This is a genomic window from Streptomyces sp. NPDC006691, assembly GCF_042869955.1.
GTDB lineage: Bacteria > Actinomycetota > Actinomycetes > Streptomycetales > Streptomycetaceae > Streptomyces.
Map to the genome: position 1 here is coordinate 149,900 of NZ_JBIAGW010000010.1, position 19,186 is coordinate 169,085.

A 19,186-nucleotide genomic window follows, 5' to 3' on the forward strand; every position below is an offset into this window, starting at 1 on the left:
CGTGGGTATGGGCTCGGCGGGCATATCGGGTGCCAACGGCGTCGGCCGGATCCGTATTCCCGGGGGCGGCCGGTTCGGCGCGCCCCGAACCGGGCGGCGTGGCTCGGAACGGCCGCGCCACTGGATCCGGTCGGCGCGGCTCCAGCCGGCCGCGCCACTCGAACCCGCGGGCGCGCCCCGAACCGGCCGGGTGACCCGAACCGGCTGGTTCGGCGCTACTGCTGGGTGGTGGTCGCGATGCCCTGTCGGTCGTCTCGGGTCCGCTCGAAGAGGTGCTGGGCCTCGCGGCCGCCGATCGGGCGGGGGGTGTCGCCGATGCGGCGGAAGCCGGCCCGTTCCAGGACACGCTGCGAGGCGGTGTTGTCCACGTCCGTGGTCGCGTACACCGTCTCGACGTCGGGCTGGGCGAGTGCCCAGGCCGTCAGTGCGGCCAGCGACTCGGTGGCGTACCCGTGGCCGCGTACGGACTCCGCCAGGTCGTAGCCGATCTCCGCGCGGCCGTCCTCGGGCGGGCCGTGGAAGCCGATCCCGCCGATCGCCCGGCCGTCCTCGGCGCGGACGATGACGTACGCGCCCCAGCCCGTGCGGTGCCGGCCGGTGGCCATGCCCGCCAGCATCTTCGCGGCGGCGAAGCGGCTGCCCTCGTGCGGGCCGCCGGGTGCCCAGTCCCAGCCGCCGGAGCCGCCGTCCTGCAACTCGGCCGCCGCGGCGCGGGTCAGCTCGTGCAGCGCGATGCGGTCGGCCTTGACGGTCACGGGGAGCACGCGGGGTACCTGCTTTCCGTCCGGGGGCGGGCGGGCGAGCGGTGGGTGGCTCGCGCGCGGTGGGGTCGGTCGGGCTCTGCTGGTTCGCGCGCGGTGGGTGCGCGCGTGGGTCGTCCGGGGCCGATTATGCGGTCAGCAGGGTCAGTTCCGCCTCAAGATTCTCCCGGGCCGTGGTCTCCCACTCGCGTTCGCCGTACGGGGTACGGAACAGCCTTGGCAGCGCCAGCAGTTGGGACAGCACCTCGGCGCGGCCGGTGCGGAACGCCTCGCCCGGTACGAAGGCGTACTCCTCGCGTACGGCGGCGGCGTAGGCGGCGTACGCCTCCGGGGCGGCGGCCAGGATCGCGAGGTCCGCGTCGCACAGGACGGCGCCGTTCGTGTCGCCGTCCTCGGGGTCGTGGGTGACGGTGAGACGGACCAGGCGCACGACCTCGGCGGTGTCCTGCGGGCTCAACCCGGCTTCGCCCAGGGCACGTTCGGCCAGGCGGGCCGAGCGCTCCTCGTTCTCCGAACGGTCCGGGAAGTACACGGCGTCGTGGAACCACGCAGCGAGGCGTACGAGGTCGGGGGCGTCGGCGTACTGCTCCAGTACGTCGATGTGGTCCAGGACGGCCGTGAGGTGCGCGGTGTCGTGGTAGCGGCGCTGCGGTTCCGCCCAGCGGGCGAGGAGGTTCTCCCCGTACGGGGCCGGGTCGACGGGGGCGGCGTCGGCGGGGCGGGCGGCGAGGAGGGTGCGGTGCCAGCGGGCGCGGAGGGGGTTGGTGTGCGGCATGCGGCCGAGGGTATCGGGGGCGGCTTGCCCCCTCCCAGAACCCGTTCCCGGCCGCGGACCGTGCGTGGCCTCGTCGCGCGGTTCCCCGCGCCCCTTGAGCCCGTTCCCGTCCGCGGGCCGTTGCGTGGCTGGTCGCGCGGTTCCCCGCGCCCCTGTGGTGGCCCTGAAGGCTTCGGTGCGGGCCGGTGGAGGCATCTTCAGCCCGTCCATTGGGGTCCCCCCTGGCCCGTAGGGCCTTGGGGGGAGATGGAGGGCGAGCGGCCGTTCAGGCGCGAACGGGGGTGCGGGGGCCCCAGCCCCCGGGGGCTGGGCCGCAGTCCCCGGGGGCTGGGCCGCAGTCCCGGGGGCCGGAGCCAAACCGCCTCACGCGGCAGCTGGGGCCCGCTGGCCCAGGATGCAGAACTCGTTGCCCTCGGGGTCCTCAAGGACGACCCACGACTGCTCGCCCTGGCCGATGTCGACGCGCCGGGCGCCATGGGCCACCAGGCGGGCCACCTCCGCGGCCTGGTCGTCGGGCCTGAAGTCGAGGTGCAGTCGGCTCTTGGACTTCTTGGCCTCGGCGAGGCGTACGAAGTCCAGGCCGGGCACGCGGTCCGGTGCGGGGCGGATCTCGAACTCGTCGTCGGAGGCGTGGACCACGACCCAGCCCAGCGCGTCGGCCCACCACTGCCCCAGGGCCGCCGGGTCTGCCGAGTGGACGATTACCTGTTCCCATTCCAAGGTCATCCGGGGAGCATAACCGGGGCCCCGCCGGGGCGGCGCTCAGTTTTCGGTGGGCCGGAAGCGGCGCAGGCGCAGGGAGTTGCCGACCACGAAGACCGAGGAGAAGGCCATCGCGGCCCCCGCGATCATCGGGTTCAGCAGGCCCGCCGCGGCGAGCGGCAGGGCGGCCACGTTGTAGGCGAAGGCCCAGAACAGGTTGGAGCGGATCGTGCCCAGCGTCCGGCGCGAGAGCCGGATCGCGTCCGCAGCCGAGCGCAGGTCGCCGCGCACCAGGGTCAGGTCGCCCGCCTCGATGGCGGCGTCCGTGCCGGTGCCCATCGCCAGGCCCAGGTCGGCCTGGGCGAGGGCGGCCGCGTCGTTGACGCCGTCGCCGACCATGGCGACCGAACGGCCCTCTGCCTGAAGGGACTTGATGACGTCCACCTTGTCCTGCGGCATGACCTCGGCGTACACCTTCTCGATGCCGACCTCGGCCGCGACCGCCTCCGCGACGGCCCGGTTGTCGCCGGTCAGCAGGATCGGGGTGAGGCCGAGCGCGCGCAGCCGCTCGATCGCCTCGGGGCTGGTCTCCTTGACGGCGTCGGCGACCTCCAGGACCGCGCGGGCTTCGCCGTCCCAGGCGACCGCGATGGCGGTGCGTCCCGCCGCCTCGGCCTGCTCCTTCGCCTTCTTCAGGGCCGGGGGGAGTTCCATGGCCCACTCCGCCAGGAGCTTCTCGCGGCCGGCCAGGACCGCGTGCCCCTCGACGACGCCCTGGACGCCGAGGCCGGCGATGTTGGCGAAGTCCTCGGGGGTGGGCAGCGTACCGGCCTCGGCCGTGGCGCCCTCCGCGACCGCGCGGGCGATGGGGTGCTCGGAGGAGTGCTCCAACGCCCCTGCCAGGCGCAGGACTTGGGACCTCTCGGTGCCGTCGGCGGTGTGGACGGCGAGCAGCGTCATGCGGCCGGTGGTCACCGTGCCGGTCTTGTCCAGGACGATCGTGTCGACCTTGCGGGTCGTCTCCAGGACCTCGGGTCCCTTGATCAGGATGCCGAGCTGGGCGCCCCGGCCCGTACCCACCATGAGGGCGGTCGGAGTGGCGAGCCCCAGGGCGCAGGGGCAGGCGATGATCAGTACGGCGACGGCGGCCGTGAACGCGGCGGTGAGGCCGGAGCCGGTGGCGAGCCATCCACCGAGGGTGGCGAGCGCGAGGGCGATCACGACCGGCACGAAGACGGCCGAGATCCGGTCCGCGAGCCGCTGGGCCGCGGCCTTGCCGTTCTGCGCGTCCTCGACCAGCCTGGCCATGCGGGCGAGCTGGGTGTCCGCGCCGACCCGGGACGCCTCGACAACGAGCCGGCCGCCGGCGTTGAGGGTGGCGCCGGTGACGGCGTCCCCGGGGGCCACCTCCACCGGGACGGACTCGCCGGTCAGCATGGAGGCGTCGACGGCGGACGAGCCCTCGACGACCGTGCCGTCCGTGGCGATCTTCTCGCCGGGCCGCACCAGGAAACGGTCCCCCACCTTCAACTCGCCTGTGGGTACGGTCCGTTCACTTCCGTCCGCGCCGAGCACGGTGACGTCCTTGGCGCCCAGTTCGAGCAGCGCCTTCAGGGCCGCGCCCGCCTTGCGCTTGGAGCGGGCCTCGAAGTAGCGCCCGGCGAGGATGAACGCGGTGACCCCGGCGGCGGCCTCCAGATAGATGTTGCCCGCACCGTCCGAGCGGCCGATGGTCAGCTCGAAGGGGTGGGTCATGCCGGGGTGGCCCGCCGTGCCGAAGAACAGGGCCCACACGGACCACAGGAACGCGGCCGACGTGCCGACCGAGATCAGGGTGTCCATGGTCGCCGCGCCGTGCCGGGCGTTGGTCCAGGCGGCCCGGTGGAAGGGCCAGGCGGCGTACGTCACGACCGGGGCGGTCAGAGTCAGCGAGAGCCACTGCCAGTACGCGAACTGGAGGGCCGGGACCATCGACATCGCGATCACCGGCACGGCGAGGGCGATCGCGGTCAGCAGCCGTTGGCGCAGCGGGCGCAGCTCGTCGGCCGCCCGCCCGGCGCCGCCGTCGTCCGCCCCGGCCGCGGCAGTCGCCCCGGCGCCGGTCCGTGCGGGAGCGGGCTCCTCGGCCGTGTAGCCGGTGGCCTCGACGGTGGCGATGAGGTCGGCGACGGACACGTCCTCGCGGAAGGTGACCTTCGCCTTCTCGGTGGCGTAGTTGACGGTGGCCTCGACCCCGTCCATGCGGTTGAGCTTCTTCTCGATCCGGGCCGCGCAGGACGCACAGGTCATGCCGCCGATGGCGAGCTCTACATCGGCGGCGGCGCCGGGTGCTGCGCCGGGTGCGGTGGTGGTCATGGCTGCGACTCCTTGTGGCCGGTGATACCGGCGGGACGCTTCTCGATACCCCCAGGGGGTACCACCTTCGGGTTCATGTATACCCCCCAGGTGTATGGGATGCAAGGGCCGGGGCTGGCCGGGTCAATACCCGGCGGGGGTATCAATGGCCGGTGAGTCTCCTGGCCCGGGGGTGCACGGGCGGGCTCCGCTCGGGCTTCCGGCTCGGCGGGAAGGTCCGCACGGCCGTGTTTTACCGTCCGCGTGGATGGGCATCTCGCGGCGTAGGCTAGTGAATGGACTAGACCTATTTGGGCCGAGCCGGGCCCGGGTTACGGAGGAATGGGGTCAGATGAGCAACCGCGCACTGCTTGAGGTGATCGCGCTCGACGCGCAGGACGCCGTCGCGGCCCAGGCCGGCGGGGCGGACCGTCTTGAGCTGGTCACCGACATGGCGGCGGACGGGCTGACCCCGCCCCTGAAGACCTTCGCGGCGATCCGCGCGGCCGTCGACATCCCGTTGCGAGTCATGCTGCGGGCGGCGGACGGGTTCGCGGCGGGGGACGTCGACGCGCTGGTACGGGACGCGGAGGCGCTGCGGGCCGAAGGGGCGGACGAGTTCGTGCTCGGGTTCCTCGACGAGACCGGGGGGCCCGACCTGGCAGCGGTACGGGCGCTGGCCGCCGCGCTCGACGGGTGCCGCTGGACCTTCCACCGGGCCATCGACCGGGCCGCGTCCCGCGACGCCCTGCGCAAGGAGCTGGCGGGGCTGCCCGGGCTCGACACGTACCTGACGGCGGGCTCGGCGCGGGGCGTCGACGACGGGCTGCCGGTGCTGCTCGCGGAGGCGGGGCGTCGGGGTGAGCCCGGGTACGAGCCGCGGATCCTGGTGGGGGGTGGGCTTTCCCTAGCCCACCTGCCGGTGTTGCGTCGGGCGGGGATCGACGCGGTGCACATCGGCGGGGCGTCCCGTCCTGGCGGGTGGTCCGCCCCGGTTTCCGCCGCGGCCGTCGCGGAGTGGCGGGCGGCGCTGGACGCGTAGCTGGGCTCGGCCCCGGGGGTCCCCGTGACGGGCTGTAGGTGCCCCACACCGAGGCATTCAGGGGCGCGGGGAGCAGGCCGAAGATGCCGGCGCCGACCGACACCAGTACTGCCGGGGGCGCCGGGAACCGCGCGACCAGCCACCCGCGGTGCGAGGGCGGAAGCGGGGTTGGGGGTGTGGGGAACCGCGCGAGTGGGGCTAGGCCAGTTGGGGCGGTAGGGGGGAGGCGTGGATCACGGTCAGGCCTGATACCGCTCGGGTCAGGGCGACGTACAGGCGCCGCAGGCCCGTTCGTTCGTCGGGTTCGGCGGCCACCAGGGTCGCGGGGTCGTCCAGGACCACGTAGTCGTACTCCAGGCCCTTGGCCAGGGAGGCCGGGACCAGGGTCAGGCGGGACTCGGCGGTCGTCTCCTCGCCGGGCGCCAGGCAGGGGAGGCCCGCGGCCTCAAGTGCCGCCGCCAGCGCGGGGATTCGGTGGTCTGCGGCGATCAGCCCGATGGAGCCCTCGTGGGCCAGCGACTCCCCGCACGCGGCCACCACGTCCGCGTCCGGGTCCGAGGACTCCCGCACGTCGAGGGAGCCCGGCGTCTCGCGCACCGACTCCACCGGGGCCAGTCCGGGGGAGATCGACGGCAGCAGCTTCGAGGCGTACGCGATCACCTCGCGCGGGACGCGGAAGCCGGCCGTCAGCTCCTCCACCACCGCCTCGCCCTTCCCCAGGTGACGCAGCGCCTCGGCCCAACTCGCCGTCGCCCAGGGCGTGGTGCCCTGCGCCAGGTCGCCGAGGACCGTCGCCGAACCCGTCGTGCAGCGGCGGCCGACCGCGCGGTACTGCATGGGGGAGAGGTCCTGCGCCTCGTCGAGCACGACATGGCCGAGCGAATGGGTGCGGGCCACCAGGTCGTTCGTCTCGTCGATCAGGACCGCGTCCGCCGCCGACCACTTCGCCGACTTCACGCTGCGCGCCGGCTTCGGGGCGAGGATCGTCTTCTGCTCGTCGGCGGTGAGGACGCCCTCCGCGTGGGCGGCCAGGAAGTCCGGTTCGTTCAGCAGCCGCAGCACCAGCTTCGCCGGGTCCACCGGGGGCCAGATCGTCTTCACGGCTGCCTTCACCGCCGTGTTCCGGGCCACCGCGTCCTGCACCCGGTCGTCCGGCGCCTCGCCCGCCTGCTCCATCCGGACCAGGACCGTGTGGGCGATCCGCTGCGGCAGGGCTTCCCGCGCGGCTCCGTAACGAATGTCCCGCGTCCTCAACTCCTCCACGATCTCCGCGAGTTCGTGGGCCGGGACACGCCAGCGGCGGGAACCTCGTACCACCACCAGGGGTTCGGTGGGGGTGGTGACGTGGGACCAGACCGCGCGGCGCAGTACCTCGGCCATGCGGGCGTCGCCCTTGACGACGGCCGACTCGGCGGGGTCGGTGCCGCGCACCTCGATGCCCGCCGTCACCAGGTCGTCCACCGTCGCCTGCTTGACCTCCAACTCGCCCAGGGCGGGCAGCACTTGCTCGATGTAGTGCAGGAAGGACTTGTTCGGGCCGATGACCAGTGTGCCCGTGCGGGCCAGGCGGTCGCGGTGGGCGTAGAGGAGGTAGGCGACCCGGTGCAGGCCCACCGCGGTCTTTCCGGTACCGGGACCACCCTGCACGCAGACGCTGCCGCTCAGGCCGGAGCGGACGATCTCGTCCTGCTCGGGCTGGATCGTCGCGACGATGTCGCGCATCGGGCCCACGCGGGGGCGTTCGATCTCGGCCTGGAGCAGTTTGCTCGTCCGCGTCGATTCCGTCGGGTCGGTGAGGTGTTCGTCCTCGTACGCGGTCAACTCGCCGCCGGTGTAGCCGAATCGGCGGCGCAGGCCGACGTCCAGCGGGTCCTTCTTCGAGGCGCGGTAGAACGGCTGCGAGACGGGGGCGCGCCAGTCGATGACCATGGGGTCGCCGTCGGCGTCGTGGACGTGGCGGCGGCCGATGTAGAACCTCTCCCCTTCGGCGCCCTCGGCGAGGTCCGCGCCGGGGGCGTGCAGGTAGTCGAGGCGGCCGAAGAAGAGGGGGGTGTGCGAGAGGTCGGCGAGGGCCTTGATGCGGTCGTCGATCTGGCGCTGGAGGACGGCGGCGTTCACCCAGTTCGCGGTGACGTCCTTGATGTCGAGCGACTCGACGTCTTCGCGCATGGCGCGGAGGGCGGCGCGGGAGCGGGTGAGGTGGGTGCGTTCGTGACCGAGCGGGTCGGGGTCGGGGTCGTGCCTCTGCACGGGGTGCCTCCGGCGGTTTTGGGGGAGGGGAGATTTTAGGCGCGGGGTGGGGTGGGGGGCCAATGGTTTTCCCCGCGCGGGGGCGACCGGTGAGCCGTGGTGCACCTTTGGGGGGTGCGGGGTGCGGGGTGCAGGGTTCGGGGTGCGAAGGTGGGGTGCTGCGACGCGGGCGGCCCCGCACGGTCCGCAGTCGAAGGCCCGGTCGGCAAGGTCGGCAAGGCCGGCAAGGCCGGCAAGGCTTGCGAGGCCGGCAAGGCTTGCGAGGCCGGTGAGGCCCGCAGTGGCCGCCCCGGCCGAAGGCCGTCGCTCAGCGGCTGGGCAGGAACGACACGTCCAGGGACGGGACCCGTTCCGGGTCCGCCAGGATGTTCAGTTCCGTCACGCGGCCGTCCGCACCCAGCGTGAAGGCCAGGACCGAGAACGCCCGGCCTTCCGAGACCGCGGCGATGCCGGGCATTCCGTTGACCAGGACGACCCGGTTGAGGGGAGCGAACCTGCGGAAGGTGTAGGCCTGTTCGGCCACTGTCCGGGCCCCCCGCACCAGCTTCGTGCCCGGCGCGGCGCCCGCGTCCGCGCGCAGCACCACGTCCGGGTCGAGCAGCGCGAGCAACGCTTCGAAGTCGCCGCCGCGCGCCGCGGCGATGAACGCCTCGACCACCTCGCGCTGACGGGCGCGGTCGGTCGAGGGTGAGGGCGTGCGGCCCTGCACCCGGCGCCGGGCCCGGCTCGCCAGCTGGCGCGTCGCCGCCGGCGTCTTGTCGACGATCGTCGCGATCTCCTCGAACGGCACCGCGAACAGGTCGTGCAGGACGAAGGCGAGCCGCTCCGCGGGAGCCAGGGTTTCGAGGACCACCATCAGCGCCAGGCCCACCGAGTCGGCGAGCAGCACTTCCTGTTCCGGGTCCACCACGTCGACCGGGCCCAGCAACGGATCCGGTACCCGTACGTACTCGTACTCCTGGACGTCGAGCGCCGCCTCCCGCCGGGTGCCGCGCGAGCGCAGCACGTTCAGGCAGATCCGCGCGACGATCGTGGTCAGCCAGCCGCCCAGGTTGTCGACCGCGCCGCTGTCGGCCCGGCTCGCCCGCAGCCAGCCCTCCTGGACGGCGTCCTCGGCCTCGCTGAGGGAGCCGAGCATCCGGTACGCCACCGCGCGCAGATGGCCGCGGTGCTCCTCGAAGCGCTGGGCGAGGTGTTCGACGTCGTCGTCCATCCTTGGTGTTCCTCCGTCGCGTTGCGTGGTGGCGTGGTCGCGCACATGATCCGTGGTGCGGTGATGCGGGGCTCAGCTCTGACAGGGGGGAGGGGGCGGGTGTGACGGGCGGGCCCGTCCGGATCGTCGGCCCCGGGTCCCTCGTCCCGCGCGCGGGAGGCGATCGGTCATACCCGTAGGGGACGGTGTCGGACCAGAGGACTACGCCGGGGGCGGGGAGGTTCAGCCCCGGGGTCGATGTGCCCGGGTTGTCCGAGTTCCATCATGGAGACATGAGTGCAGCGACCTTCACCCCAGCCCCCTCCGTCCGCCCCGGCGCCCCGAACGGGGCCACCGCTTCCGGCGCCGCCCCACACCGTACCCACAAGATCGGCAATGTCGTCCGGGCCGCGAAGGTTCTCGCCGGTGCCGCGTTCAGCGTCGTCGTCATGGGCGAGTACGCCGAGGAGGCCGGGGTCCGGCGGCGTCAGCACTGACGCCGCCCCACGCCCGTGCGGGCTCGCGTAGCCCGCTGTGATGTTCCGCCCCGCTAGGGTCACTTCGTGTGACCGAACGTTCACCGCGCGCCAATGCCGGGGCCCTGCTCGTACTGTCGCTCTCGCTCGCAGCGCTCGCCGCGCTCTGTGCCGCCCTGCGCATCCCCATGGCGGACGCCCTGGTCTACCGGGCCGAGGGGGCCGCCGTCGCGAACGGCACCTCGCTGTACGGGTTCACCGTCACCTCGTGGCACCTGCCCGCCACCTACCCCCCGTTCGCGGCCCTCGTCTTCGTACCGAGCGCCTTCGTGCCGCTTCCCGTGCTGAAGGTGGCCTGCTGCGTCGGCAACACCGCACTGCTCGCGGTTCTCGTTCTGCTCTCCTGCCGGTTGGCCGGCCTCCGGCCCCGGCGCCATCACGCGCTCGTCGCCGTCGCTCTCGGACTGTGGCTGGAGCCCGTCTTCCAGACGCTGCTCTTCGGGCAGGTCAACCTCGCGCTCGCCTGCCTCGTGCTCTGGGACCTCTCCCGGCCGGCGCACGCCCCCGACAACGGCTTCGGCAAGGGGCTCGGCAAGAGGTTCGGCAAGGTTTTCGGCAAGGGGTTCGGGGTCGGGATCGCCGCCGGGATCAAGATCACCCCGCTGTTCTTCGTCCTGTATCTGCTGGTGCGGGGCCGTCGACAGGAGGCCGTCACCGCGCTCGCCGGATTCGGGACGACGATGCTCCTCGGGGCGCTCGTACTCCCGCGCGCCAGCGTCGAGTTCTTCACCCGGCGGCTCTTCGAGACCGGGCGGGTGGGCAAGGCGTGGATCGTCGACAACCAGTCCCTGCAAGGGCTGATCGCGCGGTCGCTGCACACCGCCGAGCCCGGCGCGGTGTGGGCGGTGGCGGCCGTCGCCGTCGGCGCCGCCGGGCTGTGGACCGCCCGCCGTGCCGACGAACCCCGGGCCCTGCTCGCGGCCGCCTTCACCGCGCTGCTGATCTCACCCATCAGCTGGTCGCACCACTGGGTGTGGTGCGTTCCGCTGATCGCCGTGCTGTGGGCCGAGGGGCGCACGCGTACGGCCGTCGCCGTCGCCCTCGTCTTCACCGCCCGCAGCCTGTGGCTCGTACCGCACGCGGGCGCCCACGACCTCCAACTCCCGCTGTGGCAGCAGCCGTTGGCGTCACCGTACGCACTGGTCGGGCTCGCGGTGATGGGCTGGGCGGGGTGGACGGCCCGGCAGTCCTTCGCCGCCGGGGCCGCCCCGACGTCCGGCGAAGTCCGGAGCGGGCCTTCCGGTCCAGGCCGGAACGGGCCTTCCGGGGAAGGCCCGTCGGACGCTTCTCCCGCGGGTCAGTTGTCCGCGAGGAGTTCGTCCGCGTCCATGATCCGGTAGGCGTAGCCCTGTTCGGCCAGGAAGCGCTGGCGGTGCGCCGCGAAGTCCTGGTCGATGGTGTCGCGTGCGACCACCGAGTAGAAGTGCGCCTGGTGGCCGTCCGCCTTCGGACGCAGCACGCGGCCTAGGCGCTGGGCCTCCTCCTGGCGGGAGCCGAACGTGCCCGACACCTGGATGGCGACCGTCGCCTCCGGCAGGTCGATCGAGAAGTTCGCCACCTTGGACACCACGAGCACGCTGATCTCGCCCTCGCGGAACGCGCCGAAGAGCTTCTCGCGCTGCGCGTTGGTCGTCTCGCCCTTGATGACCGGTGCGTTCAAGTGCTCGCCCAGCTCGTCGAGTTGGTCGATGTACTGGCCGATGACGAGGATCTGCTGGCCCGCGAACCGTCGTACCAGTGCCTCCGTGACCTTGCGCTTGGTCGCGGTCGTCGCACAGAAGCGGTACTTCTCCTCCGTCTCGGCGGTCGCGTACGCGAGGCGCTCGGAGTCCGTGAGGTTGACGCGGACCTCGACGCAGTCGGCGGGCGCGATGTAGCCCTGCGCCTCGATCTCCTTCCACGGCGCGTCGAACCGCTTCGGCCCGATCAGCGAGAACACGTCCGACTCGCGGCCGTCCTCGCGGACCAGCGTCGCGGTCAGGCCGAGCCGGCGGCGGGCCTGGAGGTCGGCGGTGAACTTGAAGACCGGCGCGGGCAGCAGGTGGACCTCGTCGTAGACGATCAGGCCCCAGTCGCGCGAGTCGAACAGCTCCAGGTGCGCGTAGACGCCCTTACGGCGGGTGGTGAGCACCTGGTACGTGGCGATCGTGACCGGGCGGATCTCCTTCTTCGTACCGCTGTACTCGCCGATCTCGTCCTCGGTCAGGCTGGTGCGCTTCACCAGCTCGTGCTTCCACTGGCGGGCCGAGACCGTGTTGGTGACCAGGATCAGCGTGGTCGCCTTCGCCTCGGCCATCGCCCCGGCGCCGACCAGCGTCTTGCCCGCGCCACAGGGCAGCACGACCACGCCGCTGCCGCCGTGCCAGAAGCCCTCGACGGCCTGCTTCTGGTACGGGCGCAGGGCCCAGCCGTCCTCGGCGAGCTCGATGGGGTGCGCCTCGCCGTCCACGTACCCGGCGAGGTCCTCGGCCGGCCAGCCCAGCTTCAGCAGGGTCTGCTTGATCTGGCCGCGCTCGGAGGGGTGCACGGCGACCGTGTCCGGGTCGAGGCGGGCGCCGACCAGCGGGGTGACCTTCTTCGAGCGCAGGATCTCTTCGAGGACCGGCCGGTCGGTCGAGGTCAGCACCAGGCCGTGGACGGGGTGCTTGCTGAGGGTGAGGCGGCCGTAGCGGGCCATCGTCTCGGCGATGTCGACGAGCAGGGCGTGCGGCACGGGGTAGCGCGAGTACTCGACCAGCGCGTCCACGACCTGCTCCGCGTCGTGCCCGGCGGCGCGCGCGTTCCACAGGCCCAGCGGCGTCACCCGGTAGGTGTGGATGTGCTCCGGCGCCCGCTCCAGCTCCGCGAAGGGCGCGATGGCACGGCGGCAGGCGTCGGCCTGCTCGTGGTCGACCTCCAGGAGCAGGGTCTTGTCGCTCTGGACGATGAGTGGTCCGGTCACCTGGGGCGTGTCCTTCCGACGGATGGCCACCCGGGGAGGGCGGGCAAACTTCCAGTCTGCCGCATCGGCGGCCCGGGCGGGGCACGCACCGGAGACGGACGGGGGCCGGACCGGGTGCGGACCCGGTGCGTACGGGAGCCGGACCGGGTGCGCACGGCGGGCCTGCGGGGACGTACGCGCGCTACGTACGGCGGGTCTGCGGGGGACGTACGGCGGGTCAGCGGGGGGATCGGTGCGGACGGGCGGGCGGGGCGCCTGGTGGTGGGACCCTGGAGGGGTAGGCCAACACGGGGTGGCCCGACCATAGGCGGGTGATCCCGGCAGGTCTAAGGTCTGGAATCCAGGACCAGAACGATGGGGGCGCCAGGCCGTGGAACAGGACAACGACGTCGTCGGCTGCCCCGGAGTGCTCCACGTGGCCACTCGTGGAACCGCCGGGCCCGGTGAGGTCGTGGTGAGCGTCAGAGGTGGCACGGAGGCCTTCCTCGCCTGGTCGGAGGAGCCCCTGCCGAGGGGGGCGACCGTGCTCGTGATCGGATCCCGTGGCACCCGCCAGGTGGACGTCATCGAGTGGGCCGATCCGTTGGATGCGTTGGGCGGTTTCACCGCCGACGCCGGCTAAGGAGACAAAGGATGTTCGGTTACCGGGTGCCCGCCCCCGACGAGGCAATGCTGATCTCGGGTGGCAGGCGCGGACTCGGGGGCGCCCCGTTCCGCGTAGTGACCGGCCACGGCAAGTTCGTCCTGCCGATTTTCCGCAAGACCCGCTTCCTCACGCTGTCGATGTGCGAGGCCGAGGTCACCGAGACGTGCGTGACCAAGCAGGGCATCGCGCTGCACGTGCGCGCCGTGATCGCGTTCAAGGTCGGCAACGACAACGAGTCCATCGTCAACGCGGGCCAGCGCTTCCTGTCCGACCAGGACCAGATGTCGGTCCTGACCGGCCGGATCTTCGCCGGTCACCTGCGGTCCATCATCGGCTCGATGACGGTCGAGGAGATCGTCACCGAGCGCCAGAAGCTCGCGGCGGAGGTTCTGGAGACCTCCAAGACCGAGATGGCGAAGATCGGCCTCATCGTCGACTCGCTCCAGATCCAGTCCATCGACGACGGCGATGTCGGCTACATCGACGCGATGTCCGCGCCGCACAAGGCGGCCATCCAGCGGGCCGCGCAGGTCGCGCAGGCGCAGGCCACGCAGGCCTCGGTCGAGGCGGAGCAGGTCGCGGCGCGCAACCAGGCGGAGTACGCGCGGCAGACGGCGGTCGTGAAGGCGGAGTACTCGGCGGAGATCGACCGCGCGCAGGCGCAGGCCGCGCAGGCCGGCCCGCTCGCCCAGGCGCACGCCCAGCAGGAGGTGCTCCTCGCGCAGACCGAACTGGCCCAGCGCGCGGCCGAGCTCCGCCAGCAGCAGCTCGTCGCGGAGATCGTGAAGCCGGCGCAGGCCGAGGCCGAGCGCATCAAGGTGCTCGCGATCGCCGAGGCCGAGCGGATGAAGATCCAGGCGGAGGCGGCGGCGTCGTACGACCGCGTCGCGCTCGACCGGATGCTGATCGACCAGTTGCCGCTGATCGTGAAGGAAGCGGCGGGGGGTCTGGCGGGGGCGAACGTCAACGTCCTGAACGGGGCGGACGGGTTGGGCGAGATCGCGGCCGGGCTCGTCGGGCAGGGCCTGACGATCCTCGACTCCGTCCGGCAGAACCTCGGCGGTTCCGGCGACCGCGACTCCAAGGGCCCGGCCCAGCTGTCCCTGCCGGGGCTGCTGTCGGGGTCGGGGTCGGGGTCGGGTTCGGGGTCGGGTGACGGGGCCGCGAAGCGGGACGGGTCGGTGGACATCGACTAGCCCGTTGCGGCGGGCCTCGCGGGGGCGGGCCTTGGGGGCCCCGCGGTGCGGGCCTTGGGGTGCGGGGCGGGGCGGTTGTGCGTCGTCGTGGGGCCGTTTGTCGCTTGCCCTTCGACCGGGGAGGGGGGTGGTTGCTCGTGGGTTTTGCCCCTCCCCGCCCCTTCCCGCAACCCTCCGGGGGTGGAGTGGGGGTAGGTCGGCTTTCCGGGGCTGCGCCCCGGGCCCAGCTTGTTCGGGTGCGGGTCGGTGGGTGGCTGGTCGCGCAGTTCCCCGCGCCCCTAATAGGCCTCGGTGCTGGCCGGCCATCGGGCACTTCAGCCCGCCGGGCTGAGCGGTACGGGCGCCCCCATCGAGCACTTCAGCCTGTCGGCTGATTGGTATGGGCCCCATCGGGCTCTTCAGCCTGTCCGGCTGATCGGTACGGGCCCGCATCGAGGCACTTCAGCCCGTCCGGCGATTGAGGACGAGCGCCCTTAAGGCGCGATACGGGTTCGGGGCGGAGCCCCGAACCGGGGGTGCAGGGGGCGCAGCCCCCGCCCGGGGTTCGAGGGGCGCAGCCCCTCAGGGGGTCTGGGGCGCAGCCCCAGGGGCCGGAGCCTTCAACTCGGCCGCGCGGGCGGGTGGGTGGGCAAACCCCCCGGGGTCTGGGGCGGAGCCCCGGGGCGCCGGCCGGCCGACCCGGGCTCACGGGGGCGGCCACCCTGGGGTCACGGGGGCGGCCACCCTGGGGTCATGGGGGCGGCCACCCTGGGGTCATGGGGGCGGCCACCCTGGGGTCACGAGGGCGGCAACCCCCGGCGGCCTACGCCGGGTCGTCGGCGAGTTCGGCCACGCCGGTGATGCGGTGGAGCGGGTACGTACGGACCTCGTCCGCCGTGTGGTCGTACGCGGTGACGAACCCACCCTCCACCCGCACCGGAGCGATGACCCGCTGACTGGCGGAGCCCTCCGCGTTGACGTACCCGATCCACACCGCCGAGCCCGTCATCGCCGCCGCCTGCACCGTGGCCAGCGTCTCCGCCGGTGAGGTACGCGGGAGCGAGCCGTCCGTGCGGGCCGCCTCGGGCTGGTCCTTGCGGACGACCGTGGCCGCCGTGTCGCCCGCCCGGATCGCCCGTACCGCCGCGTCGAGCAGCGTCTCGTCGGGCAGCGGCGGCCCGTCCGGGACCGGCACGGGGGCCGTGCGGCGCGGAGTGCGGCGGGCGTCGGCGCGGGTGATCAGCACATCGCCCTCGGCGGATTCGGCGGCCGGCGCGTAGCCCATCGAACGCAGCCCGTCGAGCAGCGCCCCCGGCTCGGCCGTGGTCGCCAGGACCGTCGGGGCCAGGCGGCGCAGACGCAGCGCCTGGCTGCGCTTGTCGGCCAGGATCTCGCCCAGCATCGCCTCGTCGTCGCAGCGTACGTACGCCGAAGCGGCGCCCACCCGCAGGTGGCCGTGTCTGCGGGCCACGTCGTCGATGAGGTAGCTGAGCGGCTGCGGCACCGGCGTACGGCTGTGCTCGGTCAGGAAGGCTTGCAGGTCGGAGGCGGTCTGGCCGGCGTCGAGGGCGCGACGTACCGAGCCCGCCGTGAAGCGGTAGACCGTCGCGCCGCCCTTGGACTCGATGTCCGCGAGCACCCCCAGCATCGCCGCCAGCGGGCGCCGCAGCGGCCCCGGCGCGACCGCCGTCAGGTCCGCCTGGAGCAGGACGTGGTCGACGGGCTCGGGCAGGTGGGGGGCCAGCGCCCGCGCGGCGAGCACGCCGAGTGCCCCGCGTTCGACGGCGCCGGCGGCCGGGGTCAGCAGCGTGCGGCCATGCGTGGTGAGCGCGCCCCGGCCGGTCACGCCGATCAACTCGGCCTCGGACAGGGCCCATTGGGCGAGCCGCGAGCGCAGGTCATCGGGTCCGCTGCGGGCCGGGTGCTCCCAGCGCAGCCGGGCGAGCAGCGACGCGGGGTCGGGCGAGGTGGCCTCGGGCAGCGTGCTGAGCAGGGTCAGGACGCGGCGGCGGACCTCGGGCGCGGGCGAGCGGTCGAGGTCGGGGCCGAGCGCGGCGAGGGTACGGCCCTTGGTGTCCTGCTCGCCGACGAGCCCGGCGGTGCGGGTGGCGCCCAGCCAGGCCACCGCGAGCCGGGACCAGCGTTCGGCGGGCGGCAGCTCCAGCCAGTCGTCGTACTCGGGGGTCGGCGCATAGCGCTCGTCCGCCTCGCCGTCCGACGCCAACAGGCCTGCCGCGTAAGCGAGTTCGAGCCAGAACGCGGCGATCGGCTCACTGCTGTCCAGGGCGGTCGCGGTGCGCTTGAGGTCCCGTACGGACAGACCGCCGGCGCGCAGCACGGCGGGGCCGCCCTCGTTCCACTCGGCGAGCAGGTCCTCGACGGTGGTCAGCGCGGTGAACGCCTGGCCCGCGGCGGTCGCGTCCACAACCTGTGGACGGTACTCGCGCAACGGCGCGACGGCGGGCGGCACCGGCTCGGTGGTGCGGTGCGCGCGCCCGGCGCGCAGATGCAGGGCGACCTCGCGCGGCAGCACCAGGGTGCGGGCGGTCGCCGGGAGCAGCAGACCGTGGTCGCGCAGCCAGCGCACCGGGGGCGGCGGATCGGCGGACACCTCGCCGTACGGCGGCCCCCACACCAGCCGGTCCAGGACCGTCAGGGCGTCGGACGGGGCGCTGTCGAGGAGCTCCGCCATGCGCGTGCGGTCGGTGAACAGCGAGGTCAGCGCGGCCACCGCGGACACCGGATCGTGGGTGGCCGGGAGCCCGGCGGCCTGGAGGATCTCCTGGACGCGCCCCGGAGACATCCCCGAGGTCGCCTCGGCGACGGTCGGGCCGAGCCCGGTGGGCGAGGGATGCGTGGGGGAGGGCGCGAGCAGTTCGCGGGCGGTACGCACCAGGCGCAGCCGGTCGTCGCCGCCCCACACCAGGGCCTGTTCGCGCAGCGCGGCGAGCGCGCCGGGCAGCGCGGCCTCGACCTCCGGGTCGCCGTCGTCGCCGGCGAGCAGCTCGCGTACGGCGTCGTACGGAGCCGGATCCGGGGCCACCGCGAGGACCTGCGCGGTCTGGAGCGCGAACGTGTCGAGGCGTTCCAGGGCCCGTACGACGGAGGCCCGGGTGCCGGCCCGGGTGGCCAGCTGGGTGAGGTCGCCCGGCACCGGGCTGAGCAGATCGGGGCGGGTCCGCAGCAGCGCGGCGAGCGATTCGTCGGGGCGGGCGCGCAGGGACTCGGCGAGGGTACGGGGTGCCGAGGCGGCGGTGCGCGCTGCCGCGGCAGCTCTGTCCGTAGCGCCGGTCGATCCTTCGGGCACGTGCGCCTCCTGATTGCGCTCGCCGGTCCCCATCCGCCCCACGGTAGCCCGTGCGCGCTACCGTCAGGACCCGTAGCCGGTGTCCGAAACGCGACCGGACCGGCGGACGGCGGCTCTCAGGGTGGCCGCGGGGCGGGCTCGCGGAGGGGAAACGCGCGTGGGGATCGAGAGCGACCAGCTGGTCTACGACTATCTGAGCCGGGTCGGCGACCTGGCCCAGCAGCGGCAACTGCCTTCCGGTGACCGGATGCGCCTGGTGTCGTCGCTGCGCAACGAGATCGACCGGCAGCGGGCGAAGTACGGGACGGAAACCCCGGCGACGGTACGGCGGGTGCTCGGGCGGTTCGGAACGCCGGAGGAGCTGGTGGAACGGGCCGCCTCCGGCGCGGGCCTCGACCTGGGCGCGGGCTCGCCCTCCTCCCCCGCCCCGCCTGCTTCTTCCGGTTCCTCCTCCGGTTCCGCCTCCGGCGCGTCGTACGCGGTCCCGGAGCGCTCGCCCGCCTCGGAGCGGGCCGTGCCGGCCCAGCGGGACCGGCTCTTCCCGGGGCGGGCCAAGCGCGTGCCGCGGCCGCGTCGGCGCGAGGTGGCGGAGGAGCCTCCCGCGCCCTCCGTTCCGGCGCCGCCGCACCTCGCGGGGATGGACGAACTGGGCCGCCAGGGCGACGAGCCCGACTGGTGGCGGCTGGGGCCGCCCGGCCCGCTCGGGGGCGACTCCGTCGCGGGGTTCGTCGGCGGGGTCGAGATCCCGGAGATATTGCGGCCGCCGGTGGAGGACGAGGACGGGGACGCGGACGAGGAGGGCGGCGCCGAGGGCGAGGGCGAGGGCGAGTCGGAGGACGCCGACCTCGTCGAGGCGCCCCCCTTGCGGCGGCGCCGCCTGCGTCTGCGCCGCCCCGCCGAGAGCCGGGCCGCCGCGCTGACGAACCCCCTCCTGCTCCTCGCGGCGGCGCTGCTCGTGGCGGGCGCGCTGTTCGGCCTGTGGCTGGCCCTGGGCGCGGGCTGGCTCCTGGCGTACGCGTCCCGGCGGCTGACCCGCGCGGAGTCGAAGTGGGCGGTCTTCGGGGTGCCCGGCCTCACGCTGGTGGGGGGTCTGGTGTGGCTCTGGGGCCGCCAGGACGGACGCTGGGGCGATCCGATCGCCCAGGGCGAGATGGGGGTCGCCCTGTCGGGGATGTGGCCGTGGCTGATCCGGATCGCGGCGGTGGGGTCGGCGGCGTTCCTGGTCTGGCGGTCCCGGCGGGGCGTGCGCTGAGGGGTGGGCGGGGGTGCGGGGGGCTCCGCCCTGTGGCTCGGGGGGAGGTGGGTTCGGCTGGGCCGGGTGTGCGCTGGGGCTTCGCGCCGGGCCCGTGGTTTTGCCCCTCCCCGCCCCTTCCCGTAACCCTCCGGGGGGGTGGGATGGGGCGGGTCGACTTTCCGGGGCTGCGCCCCGGGCCCTGCCTGTTCGGGTACGGACCGTGCCCGCTTCTCGCGCAGTTCCCCGCGCCCCTAACCCCGTTTCCGTCCGCGGACCGTGCCCGCTTCTCGC

Annotated in this window: 14 protein-coding genes; 6 read left to right on the forward strand and 8 right to left on the reverse strand. The window is 73.8% G+C overall.

The features are described from left to right. Positions 1-215: 215 nt before the first annotated feature. From ACFYNP_RS22645 to ACFYNP_RS22660, 4 genes are all read right to left on the reverse strand, one after another. Positions 216-764 carry a GNAT family N-acetyltransferase gene (locus ACFYNP_RS22645; protein ID WP_388787612.1) on the reverse strand — a complete coding sequence of 183 codons (549 nt, stop codon included), beginning with the start codon at positions 762-764 and terminating at the stop codon, positions 216-218. Positions 765-888: 124 nt separating this feature from the next. Continuing rightward, positions 889-1,536, reverse strand: coding sequence for a hypothetical protein (locus tag ACFYNP_RS22650; protein ID WP_388407105.1), 648 nt, complete (start codon positions 1,534-1,536; stop codon positions 889-891). A gap of 363 nt (positions 1,537-1,899) precedes the next feature. Then, positions 1,900-2,262, reverse strand: a complete 363-nt coding sequence (locus ACFYNP_RS22655; RefSeq protein ID WP_388407102.1) for a VOC family protein — start codon at positions 2,260-2,262, stop codon at positions 1,900-1,902. 36 nt (positions 2,263-2,298) lie between these two features. Further along, on the reverse strand, positions 2,299-4,593 hold the full coding sequence (locus ACFYNP_RS22660; RefSeq protein WP_388787615.1) for a heavy metal translocating P-type ATPase: 2,295 nt from the start codon (positions 4,591-4,593) through the stop codon (positions 2,299-2,301). Positions 4,594-4,924: 331 nt separating this feature from the next. Here ACFYNP_RS22660 and ACFYNP_RS22665 point away from each other — a divergent pair, with 331 nt between their 5' ends. Next, positions 4,925-5,614: a copper homeostasis protein CutC gene (locus ACFYNP_RS22665; protein WP_388407096.1), complete on the forward strand. Its 690-nt coding sequence runs from the start codon at positions 4,925-4,927 to the stop codon at positions 5,612-5,614. 198 nt (positions 5,615-5,812) lie between these two features. On the opposite strand, the gene ACFYNP_RS22670 is transcribed toward ACFYNP_RS22665, so the two are convergent. Together ACFYNP_RS22670 and ACFYNP_RS22675 are read right to left on the reverse strand one after the other, a co-directional pair. Next, complete coding sequence (locus ACFYNP_RS22670) at positions 5,813-7,783, reverse strand: HelD family protein (protein WP_388408437.1); 1,971 nt, start codon at positions 7,781-7,783, stop codon at positions 5,813-5,815. Positions 7,784-8,171: 388 nt separating this feature from the next. Continuing rightward, on the reverse strand, positions 8,172-9,077 hold the full coding sequence (locus ACFYNP_RS22675) for a sigma-70 family RNA polymerase sigma factor (RefSeq protein ID WP_388407093.1): 906 nt from the start codon (positions 9,075-9,077) through the stop codon (positions 8,172-8,174). Between the two features lie 272 nt (positions 9,078-9,349). On the opposite strand from ACFYNP_RS22675, the gene ACFYNP_RS22680 reads away from it, so the two are divergent. After that, on the forward strand, positions 9,350-9,553 hold the full coding sequence (locus tag ACFYNP_RS22680; RefSeq protein ID WP_388407090.1) for a hypothetical protein: 204 nt from the start codon (positions 9,350-9,352) through the stop codon (positions 9,551-9,553). A 68-nt stretch (positions 9,554-9,621) separates the two neighbouring features. After that, positions 9,622-10,932 (forward strand): glycosyltransferase 87 family protein, encoded by a 1,311-nt coding sequence (locus ACFYNP_RS22685; protein WP_388787618.1) that lies wholly within the window; start codon positions 9,622-9,624, stop codon positions 10,930-10,932. Here ACFYNP_RS22685 and ACFYNP_RS22690 read toward each other — a convergent pair. Beyond that, the gene (locus ACFYNP_RS22690; protein WP_382598983.1) at positions 10,890-12,533 is read right to left on the reverse strand and encodes a DNA repair helicase XPB; all 1,644 of its coding nucleotides are present in this window, start codon (positions 12,531-12,533) and stop codon (positions 10,890-10,892) included. The genes ACFYNP_RS22685 and ACFYNP_RS22690 overlap by 43 nt on opposite strands. A gap of 370 nt (positions 12,534-12,903) precedes the next feature. Between ACFYNP_RS22690 and ACFYNP_RS22695 the strand changes: the two genes are divergently transcribed. Continuing rightward, the gene (locus ACFYNP_RS22695; RefSeq protein ID WP_100577732.1) at positions 12,904-13,155 is read left to right on the forward strand and encodes a hypothetical protein; all 252 of its coding nucleotides are present in this window, start codon (positions 12,904-12,906) and stop codon (positions 13,153-13,155) included. 11 nt (positions 13,156-13,166) lie between these two features. Then, positions 13,167-14,375: an SPFH domain-containing protein gene (locus ACFYNP_RS22700; protein WP_388787621.1), complete on the forward strand. Its 1,209-nt coding sequence runs from the start codon at positions 13,167-13,169 to the stop codon at positions 14,373-14,375. Positions 14,376-15,177: 802 nt separating this feature from the next. Here the strand turns inward: ACFYNP_RS22700 and ACFYNP_RS22705 are convergent. Beyond that, positions 15,178-17,694 (reverse strand): helicase-associated domain-containing protein, encoded by a 2,517-nt coding sequence (locus ACFYNP_RS22705; RefSeq protein WP_388787623.1) that lies wholly within the window; start codon positions 17,692-17,694, stop codon positions 15,178-15,180. Positions 17,695-17,818: 124 nt separating this feature from the next. Between ACFYNP_RS22705 and ACFYNP_RS22710 the strand changes: the two genes are divergently transcribed. Further along, positions 17,819-18,913 carry a hypothetical protein gene (locus ACFYNP_RS22710; protein ID WP_388787626.1) on the forward strand — a complete coding sequence of 365 codons (1,095 nt, stop codon included), beginning with the start codon at positions 17,819-17,821 and terminating at the stop codon, positions 18,911-18,913. Positions 18,914-19,186: the final 273 nt, after the last annotated feature.